General features: G+C 45.5%; 14 protein-coding genes. All 14 read left to right on the top strand.

Features of this window, described 5'->3' with window-relative positions:
• Positions 1-4 precede the first annotated feature (4 nt).
• The 14 genes from MHB85_RS28160 to MHB85_RS28095 all read left to right on the top strand — a co-directional run bounded on the left by MHB85_RS28160 (position 5) and on the right by MHB85_RS28095 (position 17,372).
• Positions 5-727: a response regulator transcription factor gene (locus MHB85_RS28160; RefSeq protein WP_026081439.1), complete on the top strand. Its 723-nt coding sequence runs from the start codon at positions 5-7 to the stop codon at positions 725-727.
• A gap of 357 nt (positions 728-1,084) precedes the next feature.
• Positions 1,085-1,462 (top strand): hypothetical protein, encoded by a 378-nt coding sequence (locus MHB85_RS28155; protein ID WP_341074026.1) that lies wholly within the window; start codon positions 1,085-1,087, stop codon positions 1,460-1,462.
• A gap of 447 nt (positions 1,463-1,909) precedes the next feature.
• Positions 1,910-3,799 (top strand): helicase-related protein, encoded by a 1,890-nt coding sequence (locus MHB85_RS31250; protein WP_445739044.1) that lies wholly within the window; start codon positions 1,910-1,912, stop codon positions 3,797-3,799.
• 490 nt (positions 3,800-4,289) lie between these two features.
• Positions 4,290-4,760 (top strand): ComF family protein, encoded by a 471-nt coding sequence (locus tag MHB85_RS28145; RefSeq protein WP_341074023.1) that lies wholly within the window; start codon positions 4,290-4,292, stop codon positions 4,758-4,760.
• A 250-nt stretch (positions 4,761-5,010) separates the two neighbouring features.
• Positions 5,011-10,554: a fibronectin type III domain-containing protein gene (locus MHB85_RS28140; protein WP_192135021.1), complete on the top strand. Its 5,544-nt coding sequence runs from the start codon at positions 5,011-5,013 to the stop codon at positions 10,552-10,554.
• A 149-nt stretch (positions 10,555-10,703) separates the two neighbouring features.
• Positions 10,704-11,111 (top strand): TIGR03826 family flagellar region protein, encoded by a 408-nt coding sequence (locus tag MHB85_RS28135; RefSeq protein ID WP_017691972.1) that lies wholly within the window; start codon positions 10,704-10,706, stop codon positions 11,109-11,111.
• Between the two features lie 175 nt (positions 11,112-11,286).
• Complete coding sequence (flgM, locus tag MHB85_RS28130) at positions 11,287-11,571, top strand: flagellar biosynthesis anti-sigma factor FlgM (RefSeq protein ID WP_047840678.1); 285 nt, start codon at positions 11,287-11,289, stop codon at positions 11,569-11,571.
• Between the two features lie 11 nt (positions 11,572-11,582).
• Positions 11,583-12,086: a flagellar protein FlgN gene (locus MHB85_RS28125; RefSeq protein ID WP_289390496.1), complete on the top strand. Its 504-nt coding sequence runs from the start codon at positions 11,583-11,585 to the stop codon at positions 12,084-12,086.
• A gap of 19 nt (positions 12,087-12,105) precedes the next feature.
• Positions 12,106-13,659 carry a flagellar hook-associated protein FlgK gene (gene flgK, locus MHB85_RS28120; protein WP_341074020.1) on the top strand — a complete coding sequence of 518 codons (1,554 nt, stop codon included), beginning with the start codon at positions 12,106-12,108 and terminating at the stop codon, positions 13,657-13,659.
• A 24-nt stretch (positions 13,660-13,683) separates the two neighbouring features.
• Complete coding sequence (gene flgL / locus MHB85_RS28115) at positions 13,684-14,604, top strand: flagellar hook-associated protein FlgL (RefSeq protein WP_192135025.1); 921 nt, start codon at positions 13,684-13,686, stop codon at positions 14,602-14,604.
• A gap of 15 nt (positions 14,605-14,619) precedes the next feature.
• Positions 14,620-15,189: a DUF6470 family protein gene (locus tag MHB85_RS28110; RefSeq protein WP_192135027.1), complete on the top strand. Its 570-nt coding sequence runs from the start codon at positions 14,620-14,622 to the stop codon at positions 15,187-15,189.
• Positions 15,190-15,241: 52 nt separating this feature from the next.
• Positions 15,242-15,724 (top strand): flagellar assembly protein FliW, encoded by a 483-nt coding sequence (locus tag MHB85_RS28105; RefSeq protein ID WP_341074019.1) that lies wholly within the window; start codon positions 15,242-15,244, stop codon positions 15,722-15,724.
• A gap of 1 nt (position 15,725) precedes the next feature.
• Entirely contained in the window at positions 15,726-15,971 is a 246-nt protein-coding gene (csrA, locus tag MHB85_RS28100) for a carbon storage regulator CsrA (protein ID WP_192135029.1), read from the top strand.
• A gap of 144 nt (positions 15,972-16,115) precedes the next feature.
• Entirely contained in the window at positions 16,116-17,372 is a 1,257-nt protein-coding gene (locus MHB85_RS28095; RefSeq protein ID WP_222215823.1) for a flagellin N-terminal helical domain-containing protein, read from the top strand.
• Position 17,373: the final 1 nt, after the last annotated feature.

Raw genomic sequence — 17,373 nt, 5'->3', positions numbered from 1 at the left:
GATGATGGAAAACCGTGATACTGGTAAAGCATCGATTAAAGTTCTTTTGGCTGATGATCATCAGCTGTTCCGTGAGGGACTGAAACGCATTTTAAATATGGAGGACGACATTGAGGTCATCGGCGAATGCGGCGATGGTATTCAAGTGCTTGAATTCTGCAATCAGGATAAACCTGATATCGTATTGATGGATATCAACATGCCAATCGAAAATGGGGTTGAAGCAACGGAGAAATTGCGTGAGCTGTTCCCTGATGTCAAAGTGATTATCTTGTCCATTCATGATGATGAAAGTTATGTATTCGAGACGCTTCGTAAAGGGGCTAACGGATACTTGCTGAAGGATATGGAGGCAGAGTCTCTGATCAATGCGATTCGTTCCGTGCATGAGGGACATGCGTTCATACATCCGAAAGTAACAGGCAAACTGATCATGCAGCTGCGTCGTATGACGTATCTTAATGAAACAGGGGCAATGAGTGAAGGAGCTTCGAAGGAAGCAGGTGTTAAATTTGTTGCTGGCGACAATAACCCGCTCACACGACGTGAGGCTGAAGTGCTTCGCTTGATGGCAGAAGGTAAGAGCAACAAAATGATTGGTGAATTCCTGTTCATCAGTGAAAAAACAGTAAAAAACCATGTCAGCAGCATTCTGCAGAAGATGGAAGTGGACGACCGTACTCAAGCTGTTATCAATTCGATCAAATATGGTTGGGTTACGCTCTAATACCTTATGTTTTTCGTAAAGCAGTATTCTTATGGTAAGTCAGTCCATTGGTTGATTCAACCTAGACGAAGTATAGATTGGTGTTCACTCGCGCCCTTTCCAGAATGTTGGATTGGTCTGCGGGTTAATGGACTTTATCACTGCAAATGAGCAAAGTGTAAGGCTGTGCGGAACATATGTTCAAGCTTAGGCGTGAATGAATGACCTGGCCTGTCTTTCTTCGTCCGGTGTCGATCAGCGTGGAATATGAGTGATAGGAAATGCAAGTGTAACCCTTCAGGAAGTACAGCATATACTTGTTGTATACAGGGATGTTCGCCATGGGTGAGCATGACCTTCCGAGGAGGTGCAGTTGCCATGGTTGCTCATCTGACTATGATTCTGCTCATATACTTCCTGGCGGCAATGGCCGTTCATGCCATGCACCAGCGCCATCTTTCCCGTCCGGAATCTGAAGGTTTCGAGCAGATCCTGCTCATCCCTTCCAATCAGGCAGGGCGGATCGAAGGCATTGTAAGAGAACTTTGCCGGGAATTATTATACCGTGGTAAGAGCTTCAGATTAACCGTTGTTGCTGATCGTACTGAAGCGGAAACGATTACGATTATTGAAAAGCTTATGCAAAGGCAAGGAATGGAGACATCTTATCTGCCTGCTGTCCCTGCTGATATTGAACGGGTAGCACAGACCAATCACACGTTTCGCCTGATTGATTTGCGTGAGTCAGAGCAATAAATCATCATGTAAACGGAAATGGGATTAACATTTCGCAGATCTACAGTGAAAAGATTACAGCAGAAGCTGTAGTCTTTTTTTGTAATTGTAGCCAAGTCTGCTTTTAAATTAAAAATGGGTTTTTATGCAATCTATGGTTATTGTCTGGGTTTTGACGAGTTTATGAGTATTAAAATAAACTTTTCGAAGTCAGAACTCTTAATTTAAAAGTATAGACGATTCAGATTGGAAAAAGTTTCGCAATTTTATAGAAAGATTCTGGTTATTAGCAGAATTGTATGATGGAATCATGTTGTGTGACTAACCTTGTGATGTAAAGATTCAATTGGTATAGTAATAAGTAGATTAATCATAATATGGACATGAAGCACATGCGCCGGCGAACAGCCGGATTGGCATGTGCTTTTTTTGCGTTCAGGAGAAAGTACGATGGGGGGAGGAGAGTAAATGAAGGTTGCTTTGTATATGTGCCGTGTAGGGGAAGGGTGGAACATGATGTTATCACTCGACATTCGAGTGGATGTGGCTTGGTGGCTGGAGGGAGGAAGTGGGCGACATGTGCTGCGCTGGTTGCTGTTAGACAAGGCGTTACCGTTAAGTCAGGCATCCTGGTTGGTTGAACATTATGAGATGGAGCGAGGTATGGATCAGTGGGGCCAGCGCGAATGGCAGAACTATCTTGCGCGGAAGCTGGATGTGTATGAATTGGCCTCGGGGGAAACAGAGGCCAGAAAAGGTATAGCGGGCAAAGCGGGGAGTTCCGCTGTGCGTGGTGCGTTGGTAGGCGGGGTGCCAGAGCCGTATCCCGCCGTGCAGTGGGCTCAGCTGGAACGGGACGCGGCCCTGCTGGCTGAGCGGATCAGCGGCCGCCAATTACTGGCGGCCGAGGCGGAGGCGTTGCTGGCGGATACCGCCCAGCCGCCAAGGGAGTGGCGCGCGGCTGCGCAGCTCGCGCGCTTGCACGGGCGGCTGAGTATCACAGCCGCCCTCGAAGGGCCTGCCACGCGCCGTCGGCACGCGTGGCTTGGACGCGCGCGGAGCGCGCCCCGCTGCCACCGTTGTGGCAGCGAAGCCAGGCAGCGCGTGCCCTGCGCTGCCTGCGGCCTGGCGGCGTGCGCCTACTGCGAGGCTTGCCTCGCGCTGGGGCGCAGCCGTGCTTGTGCGCTGCTGCTACGCAGTGCAGCGCAAGGGGCCGTGCCACGACGCGGCGAAGCACCGCGTGGCACGGCCTTGGCCCCCACCGGCGGCGGGCTCGCCCGGTGGGGGCTTAGCGCAGCGCAGAGCGCGGCAGCAGCCGCGGCGCTTGCGTTTTTGGCCCGGCCACCCGCAGGGGATGGGCCGGGGCGGTTCTTGCTGTGGGCCGTGACCGGGGCCGGCAAGACCGAGATGATTTTCCCCCTGCTCCAACATACATTGGATCGTGGCGGACGAGCTTTGGTCGCTACGCCGCGCAGGGACGTGGTGCTGGAGCTAGCCCCGCGTCTGGCCAAAGCTTTTCCGGACACCTCGCTCGCTACCCTTTACGGAGGCAGTGATGAACGTTGGAAAGACGCTCAGCTCACGCTTGCGACCACACATCAACTGATGCGTTTTTACCAGGGGTTTGATCTCGTCATCATCGACGAACTAGATGCTTTCCCTTATCACAACGATCCCATGCTCGCTCACGCGGCAGCATCCTCCTGTAAGTCGGACGGGAATTTTGTCTATCTATCTGCCACACCACCTGCTCGGCTCCAGAGGGAAGCAGCACGGGGGAAACTTAATCATGCCAAAGTTCCAGTACGTTTCCACCGTCATCCTTTGCCCGTGCCAAGATTGGTCAAGATGGTTACCGTTGCTGAATGTATTAAGAAACGAAATTTTCCTTCTGCCTTGAGGACTAACATCCAAATTTCATTGAAGCGTGACGCCCAGGTATTTGTCTTTGTGACACGCATTGCCCAGATTGAGGCGTTTGTGAATCTAATGCGTCGTACTTTTCCCGGAATCCATATCGAAGGAACTTCATCTCAGGATCCAGACCGCGCTAGCAAAGTTATAGCCTTTCGTGAACGTAAAATTCGTTTGCTCGTAACCACCACAATTCTGGAGCGTGGCGTGACCATTCCGCGCAGTGATGTTTTTATATTGGATGCAGACAATGGTCTCTTTGATGAGGCATCGCTGGTCCAGATGGCGGGTAGAGCAGGGCGTTCCATGGATGACCCGGCGGGTAGAGTGGTTTTTGCATCATCTCGTCGGACACGATCCCAGGTGAAGGCCGTTGCCCAGATTCGGAAAATGAACACCATCGCTCGTCGCAAAGGCTACCTGCATCTACCATCCCAGACATAATTGTCATCTGCCCAGTTCGTATCCACATATCACAATACATTCTCAATACTGGAGGTGTCCCCCTATGCTCAACTGGCTCAGCAACATAACCGATCATGCTCAGCACCTGACCCAGCGTCTTCATCACTTGCTCGCCCCGCCGGGAGCGACTTGTCTGACATGTGGGACTCGAGCGATTCTGTCTTCTACCTATCCAGGCATATGCCCACGTTGTGTGAAGCAGATTCCATGGATCCGTTCCATCCGTTGCCTGCGTTGTGGTCGGGGTGTTGGATGCCCGGACTGTGCTCGTCCACATATGCAAAACCGTTCTTTTATCTCCAACCGCAGCGCCGTACAATACAACCCTCTTATGAAAGAATGGATAGGCATGTACAAATTTCGAGGCCATGAAAGATACGCGCCGCTCTTAACCGCGCTGTTGATTCAAGCCTTTCAAGCGATGAGCGAAGAACGAAATTCTACTTTGGCAAAAGAACCCCCAGCCCCCGTGGCTCATTCCGCCACACATGCTCAACAAATGAAGCCACAATGGCGGCCTGACGCGGTCACCTATGTCCCGGTGAGCAGCGAGCGTCTGGCCGAGCGTGGCTTCAATCAGGCGGAGCGGCTGGCTGCTGGGCTCGCCACCGCCTGCCGCCTACCTATCGTTGATCTGTTGCAGCGCCAGATCAACACCACCAAACAAAGCTTCAAATCACGCGGTGAGCGTATCGAAACGATGAAGAATGCTTTTAGCATCAACCCGGATGGCATGAAGTTAATTGAAGAGCTATACAGGGCATCTAATCTGCCAACATATATGGGCATATCGCATGCCAAACCCATACAGCTACTGCTGATCGATGATATATACACAACAGGTAGCACCTTGGACGCTTGTGGGCGGATTATTCTAAATGCTGGCTTCTACATGGAGATTCCGGTCAATGTTTACACGCTGACACTGGCAAGATCCTAGACAGTAAATCCAAGTAATAAATGACGTGCAACATTCTTCAGCCACTTTAGGTGGGTGATCTATACTGTATAATTAATAGTAGACAGGAAAATATGTTCCTTTATTAATCATTGGTACGTTAATGCGTGTCTCCATTCCATTTATTCCGTTTGAAATATAGTTGTTTGATGAAATTATAAATGAAAGCGTAATAAGAAATCTTTTACATGTAAAAAAGAGGAATTGGTTTTCTCGCGCAGAATAGATAGTTTTGCCGTTCACCACAGGTGACAGCATAGGGAGTGGCACAACATATCTGTTGAAGGGGAGAACAAAAGTGGTCGCAGGAAAAAGAAAAAATGGATTTTACTTATGGACCGTCCGTCTACTAGTATTCATGCTGGTATTCGGACAGTTTGGCGTGTACGGGGGGAACCGGGCACATGCAGCAGTAGGAAGCGGGATAGTCTCATCAAGTAATGATTACCAATATGTGTTGACCAACAACAACGGCCAATTACAGGTGAATCAAAAATCAGTTAAGCTGGGTTGGGTGAGATCATATGAGATTTCAACATCAGGATATTCTTTTAGGAGAAGCCAATCGATTAATGGAGCAGTTGAGGACATAACCAAGATTTCATTTGGCTCCTATACATCTACTTATGCCGGTAAAGTTACCAATGCCTTTATCATCGACTTTGCTGAGGTATGGGAGTATTACACGACTATGGAATACAGACAATCCGGAACCAATGTTGGAGTATGGAATAATTCCTCCGTTGATGAATTTGGAATGACTACGCCAAGATATGTGCAAAGCTATGAGGCTACACAGTTAAGTCTTGTGATTAATGCCGATACAGGAGCGGTAGTAGATTTTGTATCTAACCTGAATCCGTATTACATACGGAAAGCAGAATCATTCAGTTTTGTAAAAGAGCCGGGGACAACACAGCCTATTACTACAAATCCTGCTGTTCCAGCTAATTTGGCGGCTGATGCCAGTGATGTAGCTATTAATCTCAATTGGTCTGCTGCTCCACAAGCTGTTCAATATGAGATTGAAGAGAATGGCGTAGTCAAAGGGCCTTTTTACGGAATCAATTATACACGTTCTTCACTTACACCCAATACTACATACACCTATAGAGTACGTGGAATTAACAGACTAGGAGCTAGTGAGTGGAGTGAGCCGGTTGCAATAACAACCTTGCTTGAGAAACCTGTTTTGGCCGTAACGCCAGAGGAAGGCAAGAATACGATTCAGTGGATGGCGGTTGAGTCTGCAGATCGCTACCAGTTGCAGATTGATGGTGGTACACCATTTGAATTAGGAAACGTAACTTCCTATGTACATGAAGGGCTTGAAGCTAATTCAACGCATACCTATGTGCTAAAAGCCTTCTCGGCTAACAATGAGAGTGCGTGGAGTAAAATGGTGAGTCAGTTAACAGTACCTGATCGTACCAACGGGCTGACGGTTACTGATGCCACATTCAATAAATTAACGGTAGCTTGGACTGCGGTAAAGGGTGCTACAGGATATGATTTGGAGATTGATGGCACTAATGTTGCTGTAACAGGCACCACTTATAGTAAAACTGGCCTTGTAGCTAATACAGAGTACACTTTTAGAATCAGACCTAAAAATGCTGGTGGTGCAGGAAGCTGGAGTGATGTAACTACAGGAATCACCCAGATGAGTACACCCGTTATTCAGTCCAACCCTTCACAAGAAGAAGTTGTTCTCATCTGGTCACCAGTTGATGGTGCAACGTCATATGAAGTTGAGGCAGATGGCGTTGTCGTTGGAGATATATCAGATTCAATCTATACGCACACAGGGCTCAAATCTGGAACGGCCCATAAGTATCGTGTACGAGCTATAAGTGACAATAACGTTAGCGCATGGTCGGCAGTAAAATCACAGAATACGTTGCCTGATTCCGTTAATGGATTGGTGGTCAGTGCAGCGACCAATGCAGCTGTAACTGTGAAATGGACAGCAGTAACCGGAGCCACAGGTTATGATCTCGAGATCGATGGAACAGTTGTCCCTGTAACAGGAGTAACCTACACGAAGAATGGTCTCGCAGCAAATACAGATCATACCTTCCGTATTCGCTCAAAGAATGCCGCTGGTGCAGGGGCATGGAGTGATCTGATCAGCGGAATAACGCAGTTGAACACACCTATCTTGAAAGCAACATCAGAAGAAAATGCAATCAATCTGACATGGGATGATGTAGCGGACGCAACGAAATATGAAATTGAGGCTGATGGAGCAGTAGTGTCAACAGTAGAAGAACCTAGTTATAGCCATACAGCATTGCTGCCAGGAACAGCCCATAAGTATCGCATTCGTGCGTTGACGGATACCAATACAAGTGCATGGACAGCAATCCTGACGCAGAGTACATTGCCTGCAATAGTATCAGGTCTCAGTTTAACATCCACAACAAACACCACAATTGCCTTGAAATGGAGTGCAGTGACCGGTAGCTCTGGATATGACTTGGAGATTGATGGAGTGGTAGTTCCAGTTACTGGTTTAACATATACGAAGAGTGGTCTTACAGCGAATACGGACCATACGTTCCGTATCCGTTCCAAGAATACTGCAGGTGTGGGTGTGTGGAGTGACGTAGTAAGTGGCATGACTCAACTCAATACGCCTGTTCTGAAAGCATCTTCCCAAGAAGATGCAATTACAGTAACTTGGGCAGATGTTACTGATGCAACCAAATATGAAGTGGAGGCAGATGGTATTGTTGTAGCTACGGTTACGGCGCCAGTCTATACGCACGAGAGTTTGACTCCAGGAACAACGCATAAGTATCGTGTACGAGCCCTGACGGAGATGAACGTTAGCCCTTGGACTGCACTTCTCACTCAGAATACTTTACCGGGTTCAGTCACAGGATTGAGTGTAACCTCTGCAACCAATGTCGCTATCGCGCTTAAGTGGAATGCCGTAATTGGAGCAACGGGTTACGACTTAGAGATTGATGGCACGGTAGTAGCTGTAAGTGGATTAACATACAACAAGACAGGTCTTGCAGCCAATACGAATCATACGTTCCGGGTTCGCTCCAAAAATACGGCAGGTGCCGGAGTATGGAGTGATATCATTGACGGTACGACATTGTTGAATACCCCTGTTTTAAAAGCTTCCTCGGAAGAGACTGCTATTACAGTAACATGGGCAGATGTATCAGATGCGATCAAGTATGAGATTGAAGCAGATGGCTCAATTGTTGCAACAGTTAATGAGCCGAAATATGTGCATTCAAGTCTTCAGCCAGGAACAGCGCATAAGTATCGTGTACGAGCACTGGCAGATACAAACAACGGGGCTTGGACTGCTGTCTTAAATCAAAATACACTACCAGGTTCAGTTACTGGATTGGGCATTACCTCTGTAACGAACACAACAATGGCTTTGAAATGGAATGCTGTAACCGGAGCAACAGGTTATGAACTTGAAATTGATGGCACAGTTGTAGCTGCTACTGGATTAAGCTACAACAAGACCGGACTTGCGGCTAATACGGATCATACGTTTCGCGTTCGCTCCAAAAATGCGGCAGGTGCCGGAGCATGGAGTGATGAGGTAAGTGGTACAACATTATTAAATACCCCTGTTCTAAAAGCTTCCTCGGAAGACACTGCGATTACATTGACATGGGCAGATGTAACAGATGCAACCAAGTATGAGATTGAAGCAGATGGAGTCGTTACTGGTACAATTAGCGAACCGAAATATGTGCACACTAGTTTGCTTCCAGGAACGGCGCATAAATATCGTGTACGTGCACTGACGGACTCTAATACAGGTGCCTGGACTGCAGTGGTGACGCAAAGTACGATACCTGCTTCAGTTACTGGTTTAAGTATTAGCTCGGCTACGAACGTAGCCATTGCATTGAAATGGACGGCAGTAACGGGAGCAACAGGATATGATCTTGAGATCGATGGTACAGTTGTACCAGTAACGGGAGTAGCTTATACGAAGAGTGGGCTTGTGACAAATACGGATCACACGTTCCGTATTCGTTCTAAAAATACAGCAGGTGCAAGTATATGGAGTGAGATTGTAGATGGCACAACTTTACTTAACACACCTGTGCTAAAGGCTTCTTCTGAGGAACAAGCGGTCACCTTGACATGGCCTGAAGTTAAAGATGCAACCAAATATGAGATTGAAGCGGATGGAGTCTTAGTGGGTACTGTTAAGGTGCCTACTTATACTCACAATAATCTGATAGCTGGAACAGCACATAAATACCGCGTACGCGCTCTGACCGAAACCAATGTTGGAGCTTGGACTGCGGTCTTGACACAAAATACGTTGCCTGGTTCTGTGACCGGGCTAACGGTAACAAGTGTAACGAACACAGCTGTTGCTCTGAAGTGGAACGCAGTCTCAGGAGCGACGGGATATGACCTTGAAATTGATGGCACGGTGGTACCTGTTAGTGGAGTGGTTTACACCAAAACGGGACTTATCGCCAATACGGATCATACATTCCGTATTCGTTCCAAGAATACTGCTGGGGCTGGGGCTTGGGGAGATGTAACAGATGTTACAACCCAGTTAAACACACCTGCTCTGAAAGCAACATCAGAGGAAACAGCTATTACTTTGAATTGGCTTGATATCAAAGATGCAACCAGTTATGAAATTGAGGCAGATGGAGCAATTGTTTCTAAAGTAACCGATCCCTCATATGTTCATAGTGATTTGCTTGCAGGAACATCGCACACCTATCGTGTGCGTGCATTAACGGATAAGAACAGCAGCGCTTGGTCTACGGTCTTGACTCAAAGCACTATACCAGGCAGTGTGACCGGATTGAGTATGAATTCTGCAACAACAGTAGCCATTGCTATGAAGTGGAATGCAGTTACGGGAGCAACAGGATATGATCTGGAAATTGACGGTAAAATAGTCGCAGTAACCGCTTTGGCTTATACCAAAACAGCACTTCTAGCCAATACAGAGCATACCTTCCGCATTCGTGCCAAAAATGCTGCTGGCATTGGTAGCTGGAGTGAGATTGTAACCGCCTCGACCCAATTAAATGTACCAACAACGCTGAAAGCTGTACCTGAAGAAACCGCAGTTACGCTGACATGGAATGAAGTTGTTGGTGCAACAAAATATGAGATTGAGGCAGATGGCATAGTGGTTGCTACTGTAAGTGATCTCTTGTATGTCCATAATGGAGTACTTGGTGGAACCATTCATAAATATCGTATTCGTGCCCTGACCGACACCAATGTGAGTGCATGGACAGCAATATTGTCGCAAACTACGTTACCTGCCAGTGTCTCCGGTTTAAGTATTAACTCTGCAACCACAGCGGCTATTGCGCTGAGATGGAGTGCTGTAACTGGAGCTACCGGGTATGATCTGGAGATTGATGGTACGGTGGTTGCCGTGAGTGGAGTAGCTTATACGAAGAGCGGACTTGCACCAAATACGGAGCATACTTTCCGGATTCGTGCCAAAAATGCTTCTGGTGCGGGAGCTTGGAGTGAGATCATAACGGGAATGACTCAATTAACTACACCTGTGCTGAAGGGAACTTCGGACAAAACAAATGTTATTCTGACATGGGAGGCGGCTATGGGTGCTTCGTCTTACGAAATTGAAGCAGATGGGCAAATTGTGGCGACTGTCAATGACACAACGTTTATTCAGTCTGATCTGTTACCGTCCAGTTCGCATAAATATCGTATTCGGGCATTCAACGATCAGAACACAAGTGCATGGTCTTCTGTACTAAGTATTAGAACATTGAATTAGTGATATATAATGGGGAGCAGGATTGCGTATATGTGCATCCTGTTCCCCTCTTTTGTTTTGCAAATAGACTATGGCTTCATCAGAGAAAATAAGGTAATGTATAGTTATTATCTATTCGGAAATGGAAGTTTGAGAGGGGCGTTTTAGCGATGAATCTAGGTAATTGTCCTCGCTGTGGTAAATTATATGCGTTGAATTTTCGAGATGTATGTTCAAACTGTATTAAGGAAATAGAGAAGGAATATCAGATCTGTGTAGATTATTTACGCGAAAACAAGGGCACCAACATACAGGAGCTATCCGATGCAACGGAAGTTTCAATAAAAAACATTACCAAGTTCATCCGTGAGGGACGAATTTCCATCGAGAATGCCCCGAATATGATGTATCCTTGTGAAGTATGCGGAACATTGATTCGTGAAGGTCATATGTGCGACTCTTGCCGTAATCGTTTAACGAAAGACCTGGCAGGAGCTGCTCGTGAAGTAGGTCAGAAGGATAACAACAATTTAGGCGGACGAACCTACAATGCTGTCGACAAACTACGCGATTCATAGGAGCGAGGGCTCAAATACATGTTTTGCTATAACAAATGTTTTGAAACGTACCGATAAACTTATTAAAGATTATCGGTTTTTTTTATTATCCTAATCATTTTGAAAACATAAAGATTGAAGTGAGAAAAACGTATATCAACATAAATTCCTAATCATGGAAGGAAGTGCATTTTAAATGAAAATCAATGAACCGAGTAGAATTGGAGCAATCAATTCATATCAAAGGAACGTTGAATCCAATCAGCAGGCTGATGCCAAGAAGAGCCGCCGTAAGGACGAGGTATCCATTTCTCCGGAGGCGATGAAGATGCTTGAAGAACAAAGTCGTACACAGGATGCAGGACGCATACAACGGATACAGGAACTCAAAGAACAGGTGAGTTCGGGAACGTATCAGGTAGATAGTAGCAAGCTTGCTGACAAGTTGCTACCGTATTTTAAGTCTTTTGATAAGGAATAGGTGATTACGTAATGGCAGCACTGGACAGATTGATTGCAGTTTTGCAGCAAATGGAACAAAGTCACCGCGATATGCTGGCACTCAGTGAGGTCAAGAGACAGGTCATTGTCAAAAATGATGTAGATGAACTCATTGCCCTCCTCAACAAAGAATCTCGTTTCATGAAACAACAGGAGCCATTGGAGATCGAACGGCAGAGTGCAGTACACGAACTGCTACAGGAGCGTGGAATCAAATCTATGCTGAACTTGAATATTACTGAGATCTCGAAGCTGATTTTTGATCCGGCTGACAAACTGCGATTGCTTGAAGTCCAGAAGAAGCTGGCGGGAACACTGCAGGAGTTAAAAGAAATTAATCAACTGAATCAAAAGTTGATCGAGCAATCGCTGATGTTTATTGACTTATCCATGGACATCTTTGCTTCTCGACCAGAACAGGATGCCACGTATCAGCATCCTGCTGATAAGAACGGTAATCCAGGGCGAATCGGTCTGTTTGACACGCGTGCCTGATTAATTAGGGGGAAACCAGGTGACATCTACATTTCATTCAATCGAAACGGCTAAACGCAGTTTGTTCACACAGACGACAGCTCTTAGCACAACAGGCCATAACATAGCCAATGCCAACACGGAAGGTTACTCACGCCAAAAGGTAAACATGCAGGCATCTATTCCGATGGAGCCGTTCGCATTTCTGCATAGTACAACACCAGGACAGCTCGGTACAGGGGTAGAATTCGACTCCATTACACGTGTGCGTGAGAAATTTCTGGATGACCAGTATCGCAATGAAAATACCAACTTCGGGAGTTGGTCCATTCAACGAGATACTCTTGAGAAACTTGAAGCTATTGTAAATGAACCATCAAACACTGGTTTTCGAACCGTTATGGATAATTTCTACAAATCATGGTCAGATCTGAGTAAAAATCCTGAGGATGTCACAGCACGGCGGATCGTAAAAGAAACGACGTTGGCTCTGACCGATGCGATGAATCAGATTAGCCGGCAACTGGATGCACTTAGCGAGGATCTTGATAGTAACATTGCTGTGAAAAGCAATGAAATTCAGGGCTACCTCGGTAACATTGCGAACCTTAATAGCGCTATTGTAAAAGTCGAGTCTCTTGGCGACAATGCCAACGATTTACGTGACCAACGTGATCTGATGACAGACAAGCTTTCCAAAATCATGAATGTTACCGTTACGGATTCTCCGCAAGGATACCAGGTTCAGATGAATGGACAGGCACTCGTCACTGGCGGGGCGGTACAAGTCGCGGTTGATCCTGCTTTTCTGAATGCTGCATATACAGCAGGCACGCTCACCAACGGCGAGGTCCACGGCATGATTAAGTCCAGAGACACTTTGGTGACTGATTATCAGAAGCAAATGGACGACTTAGCTAACACGCTTGCCAACGGTGATATTGAGATTACCCTACCTGCGGGTTCTGTCTTGCCAGATAATACTGTACTGGATGGAGTTACATACACAGGTGCAGCGCGGACATTAGCTACAGATCTCAAGGTTACGGTCAAAGGTCTGAACGGACTGCATCAGCTTGGATACAGCATGGATGGAACTAATTCTGGAGGAGTCCCATTCTTTACAGCAGCGGGTGGTGGAACAGCCATTACAGCTGGCAATATTTCATTGAATGCCGAGATTTTGGCTGATCCGAATAAGATTGCGACTTCCCTTCGTACTTCGGATGCTTCTGGTACAGAGACTGTAATTAAAGGGAATAATACACTCGCCATTTTGCTTGCCAATTTGAAAGATACACCAATGAAGTCCGCTGATGGTCTTCGCAATGCAACGATTGGTGCACAGTTTAGTGCTATTGTGGGACAACTCGGAGTTCAGTCACAAGAAGCAGCACGTCAGACATCTAACTCTGAGTTCCTAGTAGAGCAAGTGGACACCCGTCGTCAATCCGTGAGTGGTGTATCGCTGGATGAAGAGATGGCGAACATGATTAAGTTCCAGCATGCCTATAGTGCATCGGCGCGTTTTATGACCACATTTGATCAACTGCTTGATAAATTGATTAACTCTACTGGCGTAGTAGGCAGATAGTTAAGGAAGGAGTAAGCATCTATTATGAGAATTACAAATAATATGTTGAGTTCGCAACTGCTTTTGAACTTGAACCGTAATGCGCAACAGATGAATAATACTCAGACTCAGTTAGCGACAGGCAGGAAAATAAACAAGCCTTCTGATGACCCTGTAGGGATCACCTATTCCCTTCGCTATCGTGCAGAATTGTCCTCTAATGAGCAATATCAGAAAAACGTGGACAGTGCAGTTTCTTGGCTGGAATTCAATGACACTGTTTTGAACCAGGCTGGAAACGTAATGCAACGTCTTCGTGAGTTAACGGTGCAAGCTTCGACGGGAACAAATCCTCAATCGGCATTGGATAGTATCAATGAAGAAGTACAACAACTTAAGGAACAGCTTGTGGATATATCCAACAGTAAACTGAACGGAAAATATATTTTTAATGGCGAGACCTATGATATTAAGCCTTATGATTTCCCTTCTAATCCAGATGGCTCTTTCGACACAACCAATGCTGCTTCTGTTGTAACGGATAAAGGTAAGGTTAATTTTATTGTTGGTGAGAGTGTACAATTACCAATTAACGTGGATGGTAATGAAGTGTTTGGTACAGGTACAGAAGATGACAATTTATTTGTTATTATGAATACAATTATGAAAGCCTTGTCGGATGGTGACCAAAAGGAACTTTCAAATCAACTTGACAACATTGACAGTCGGATGGACAAAATGCTGGCAATTCGCTCTGAGATTGGTGCGAAGACAAATCGTGTTGATCTGATGATGGGAAGATTGGATGATCTAGGCATTAACTTAACTGATCTTCAATCTAAGGTGGAAGATGCAGATTATGCAGAGTTATCCATTCAATCTAAAATTCAGGAAAATATCTACAATGCTTCTTTGTCTGCAGGTGCAAAAATTATCTCTCCATCTTTGGTGGATTTCCTTAGATAAAGGGGGATCTAAATCATGAGGTCTCTTCCTGTAGTTCAGATTAGAACTACACCTTCTATCCTAAATATGGAGACTAGTCCTGGTCAGTACTCTATTCGTCAGCCTAAGGCAGAAGTTCAGCTAAACACCAGACCTGCCAAGCTTACAGTGGAGAGTCATCCAATCACTCTTCATGTAGATCAGAGCAAGGCATTCTCTGCCTACAATGGTGGCAATATGATTGACATGAATGCCCGGATTTACTCAGGCATTGAACAACAGTTTTTGCAAAACATGGCTGAACGCGTTCAACAGGGAAATCAGTTGGCTGCTATTCATAAACCGAGCAATACGATAGCTAATATTATTGGTATGGACTGGCAACCAAAGACTTTTCCAGAAACAAGGACTCCTGCTTCATTTGATAACGTAGATATTCAAATTGATACGAGACCGCCAGACATTAGCTATGAACCAGCTGTCTCCGAAATGAATGTTATTGTGAATAAACCAGAAATTGAGTATCAACGAGGTAAGTTGGATATCTATGTGAAACAATATGCATCAGTTCAATACACCCCACCTGCCATAGATGTGGGGTTGTGAGTTATAATGTAGAGCTATAGACGGTCTCGGATGCAGCCCTCTATGGCTCTTTTTGTATAATTTATTATTCGCCAAGGAGGCGTTCGTTATTATTATTCATACAAGTACGTGGGGAGAATTAGAGATTAGTGGGGAAGACGTTTATAAGTTTCCCAAAGGTTTGCCTGGATTTGAAGAAGAGACAGAGTTTGCGTTAATCCCATGGGAGGAAACGCCGTTTATTTATTTACAGTCTGTACGAGAGCCAAATTTATCGTTCTTGTTGGTAAGTCCATTTACGTTTGTGTCCGATTATAGTTTTGAGCTGAGCGAGATAGACAAGGAAGAGATGGGAATCATTGACCAAGTATCGGCGTACTCCATGGTTACGATTCATTCACAAACGAATAAATCTACCATGAACCTTCTTGCACCTGTTGTCCTTAATCCCGAAAATCGTATGGGTAAGCAGGTTATACTCCATCAAACCAGCTACGATACACGTCATCTTATCTGGGCAGAAGATGAAGCGAAATCAGAGAAAGGTGGCGTTTGACATGCTGGTACTATCACGAAAAAAGGGAGAGTCCATCGTCATTCAGGATCATATTGAGGTGACTGTACTTGCTGTAGAAGGTGATACGGTTCGAATAGGTATCACTGCACCCAAGCATATTGATATATTTCGACAGGAGATATATGCATCGATCCAGGAAGCAAACCGTGAGTCTGCAACACCTATAGCAGCCAATGTTGAAGCATTTATGGAACGCTTGCGGAATGATAGTACTAAAAAAGAATAAAAAAATTCCAATTTGCTATAAACAGTTGCTCCTCTTCTGTCGATATATTATTTAGACGCTGCTTCGGCAGGGCGGCCGACCTTAATGTCGCGGCGTTTACCACAAGGATGTGGAACTAACTTATTTTCAGGGAGGAAATATCAAATGATTATTAACCACAATATCGCGGCGTTGAACACTCACCGTCAACTGTCTGCAAACACTGCTAACACTAACAAAAATATCGAGAAACTGTCTTCCGGTCTTCGCATCAACCGTGCTGGTGACGATGCTGCAGGTCTGGCAATTTCCGAAAAAATGCGCGGTCAAATCCGTGGTTTGGATCAAGCATCCCGTAACTCGCAAGATGGTATCTCTTTGATCCAAACTGCTGAGGGTGCATTAAACGAAACTCACTCCATCCTGCAACGTATGCGTGAACTCGCAGTTCAATCCGGTAATGATACGAATACTGCTGGCGACCGTAAAAACCTGCAAGATGAAATGAACCAATTGAATGAAGAGATTGATCGTATTCAATCTACTACGCAATTCAATACCAAGAACCTTCTTGACGGTTCTATGGGTAAAGCTGTTAACACTGCTGTTGCGAATGTTAATACTAACAATGCTTTGAAAAATAGTACTGGTGCGGCACTTACTGCTGGGACAACAACTTTGGTTAGTGCTACAGATAAAAATGGTAATAATCTTGGAATCACCAAAGGTGACCAAATTACTGTTTCTTATGTAAAAGATGGAACTACAGTAACTAACACAATCACTGTAACTTCTACAACTGCTTTGACTGGTCTGGCTAACACATCAAGTGGTGGTGCGGATGCTAACTTGGCGCTCACTGTTTCTACTGGCAATGTTCTAGTTACCGCAGCTAATAACGGAGCAACAGGAGCAATCAATGGTTTGACAATTTCTGTAAAAGACTCTAGCGGTAATATTCGTACATCTGCTACTAACGCATTGTCCTCGTTTAACGAAACAACGGCTGCAGCTAATGTCCGTACGGATGGAACTGCAACATTCCAAATTGGTGCAAATACAGGCCAAACAATGAACTTGTCTATTGAAGATATGGGATCTTCCGCTCTGGGCGTGAAAGGACTGCAAATTTCCACTCAATCCCAAGCGACTGTAGCAATCAAAGTTATTGATGTAGCTACTCAAAAAGTATCCAGTGAACGTTCTAAACTGGGTGCTGTTCAAAACCGTCTGGAGCATACAATCAACAACTTGGGAACTGCTTCTGAGAACCTGACAGCAGCTGAATCCCGTATCCGTGACGTTGACATGGCTAAAGAAATGATGCAACAAACCAAAAACAATATTCTGGCACAGGCTTCCCAAGCTATGTTGGCTCAAGCTAACCAACAACCGCAAGGCGTGCTTCAACTGCTCAGATAAT

Source organism: Paenibacillus sp. FSL K6-4396, from assembly GCF_038002525.1.
In the GTDB taxonomy this organism is placed as follows: Bacteria; Bacillota; Bacilli; order Paenibacillales; family Paenibacillaceae; genus Paenibacillus; species Paenibacillus amylolyticus_B.
The sequence above is the reverse complement of the archived record's forward strand: the minus strand, read 5'-3'. Positions and strand labels throughout refer to the sequence as shown.

Excerpts from the sequence above, each read along its gene's own strand:
- MHB85_RS28160 (WP_026081439.1), top strand. The coding sequence starts at position 5 with ATGGAAAACCGTGATACTGGTAAAGCATCGATTAAAGTTCTTTTGGCT.
- MHB85_RS28155 (WP_341074026.1), top strand. The coding sequence starts at position 1,085 with ATGGTTGCTCATCTGACTATGATTCTGCTCATATACTTCCTGGCGGCA.
- MHB85_RS31250 (WP_445739044.1), top strand. The coding sequence starts at position 1,910 with ATGAAGGTTGCTTTGTATATGTGCCGTGTAGGGGAAGGGTGGAACATG.
- MHB85_RS28135 (WP_017691972.1), top strand. The coding sequence starts at position 10,704 with ATGAATCTAGGTAATTGTCCTCGCTGTGGTAAATTATATGCGTTGAAT.
- flgM (WP_047840678.1), top strand. The coding sequence starts at position 11,287 with ATGAAAATCAATGAACCGAGTAGAATTGGAGCAATCAATTCATATCAA.
- MHB85_RS28125 (WP_289390496.1), top strand. The coding sequence starts at position 11,583 with ATGGCAGCACTGGACAGATTGATTGCAGTTTTGCAGCAAATGGAACAA.
- flgL (WP_192135025.1), top strand. The coding sequence starts at position 13,684 with ATGAGAATTACAAATAATATGTTGAGTTCGCAACTGCTTTTGAACTTG.
- MHB85_RS28110 (WP_192135027.1), top strand. The coding sequence starts at position 14,620 with ATGAGGTCTCTTCCTGTAGTTCAGATTAGAACTACACCTTCTATCCTA.
- csrA (WP_192135029.1), top strand. The coding sequence starts at position 15,726 with ATGCTGGTACTATCACGAAAAAAGGGAGAGTCCATCGTCATTCAGGAT.
- MHB85_RS28095 (WP_222215823.1), top strand. The coding sequence starts at position 16,116 with ATGATTATTAACCACAATATCGCGGCGTTGAACACTCACCGTCAACTG.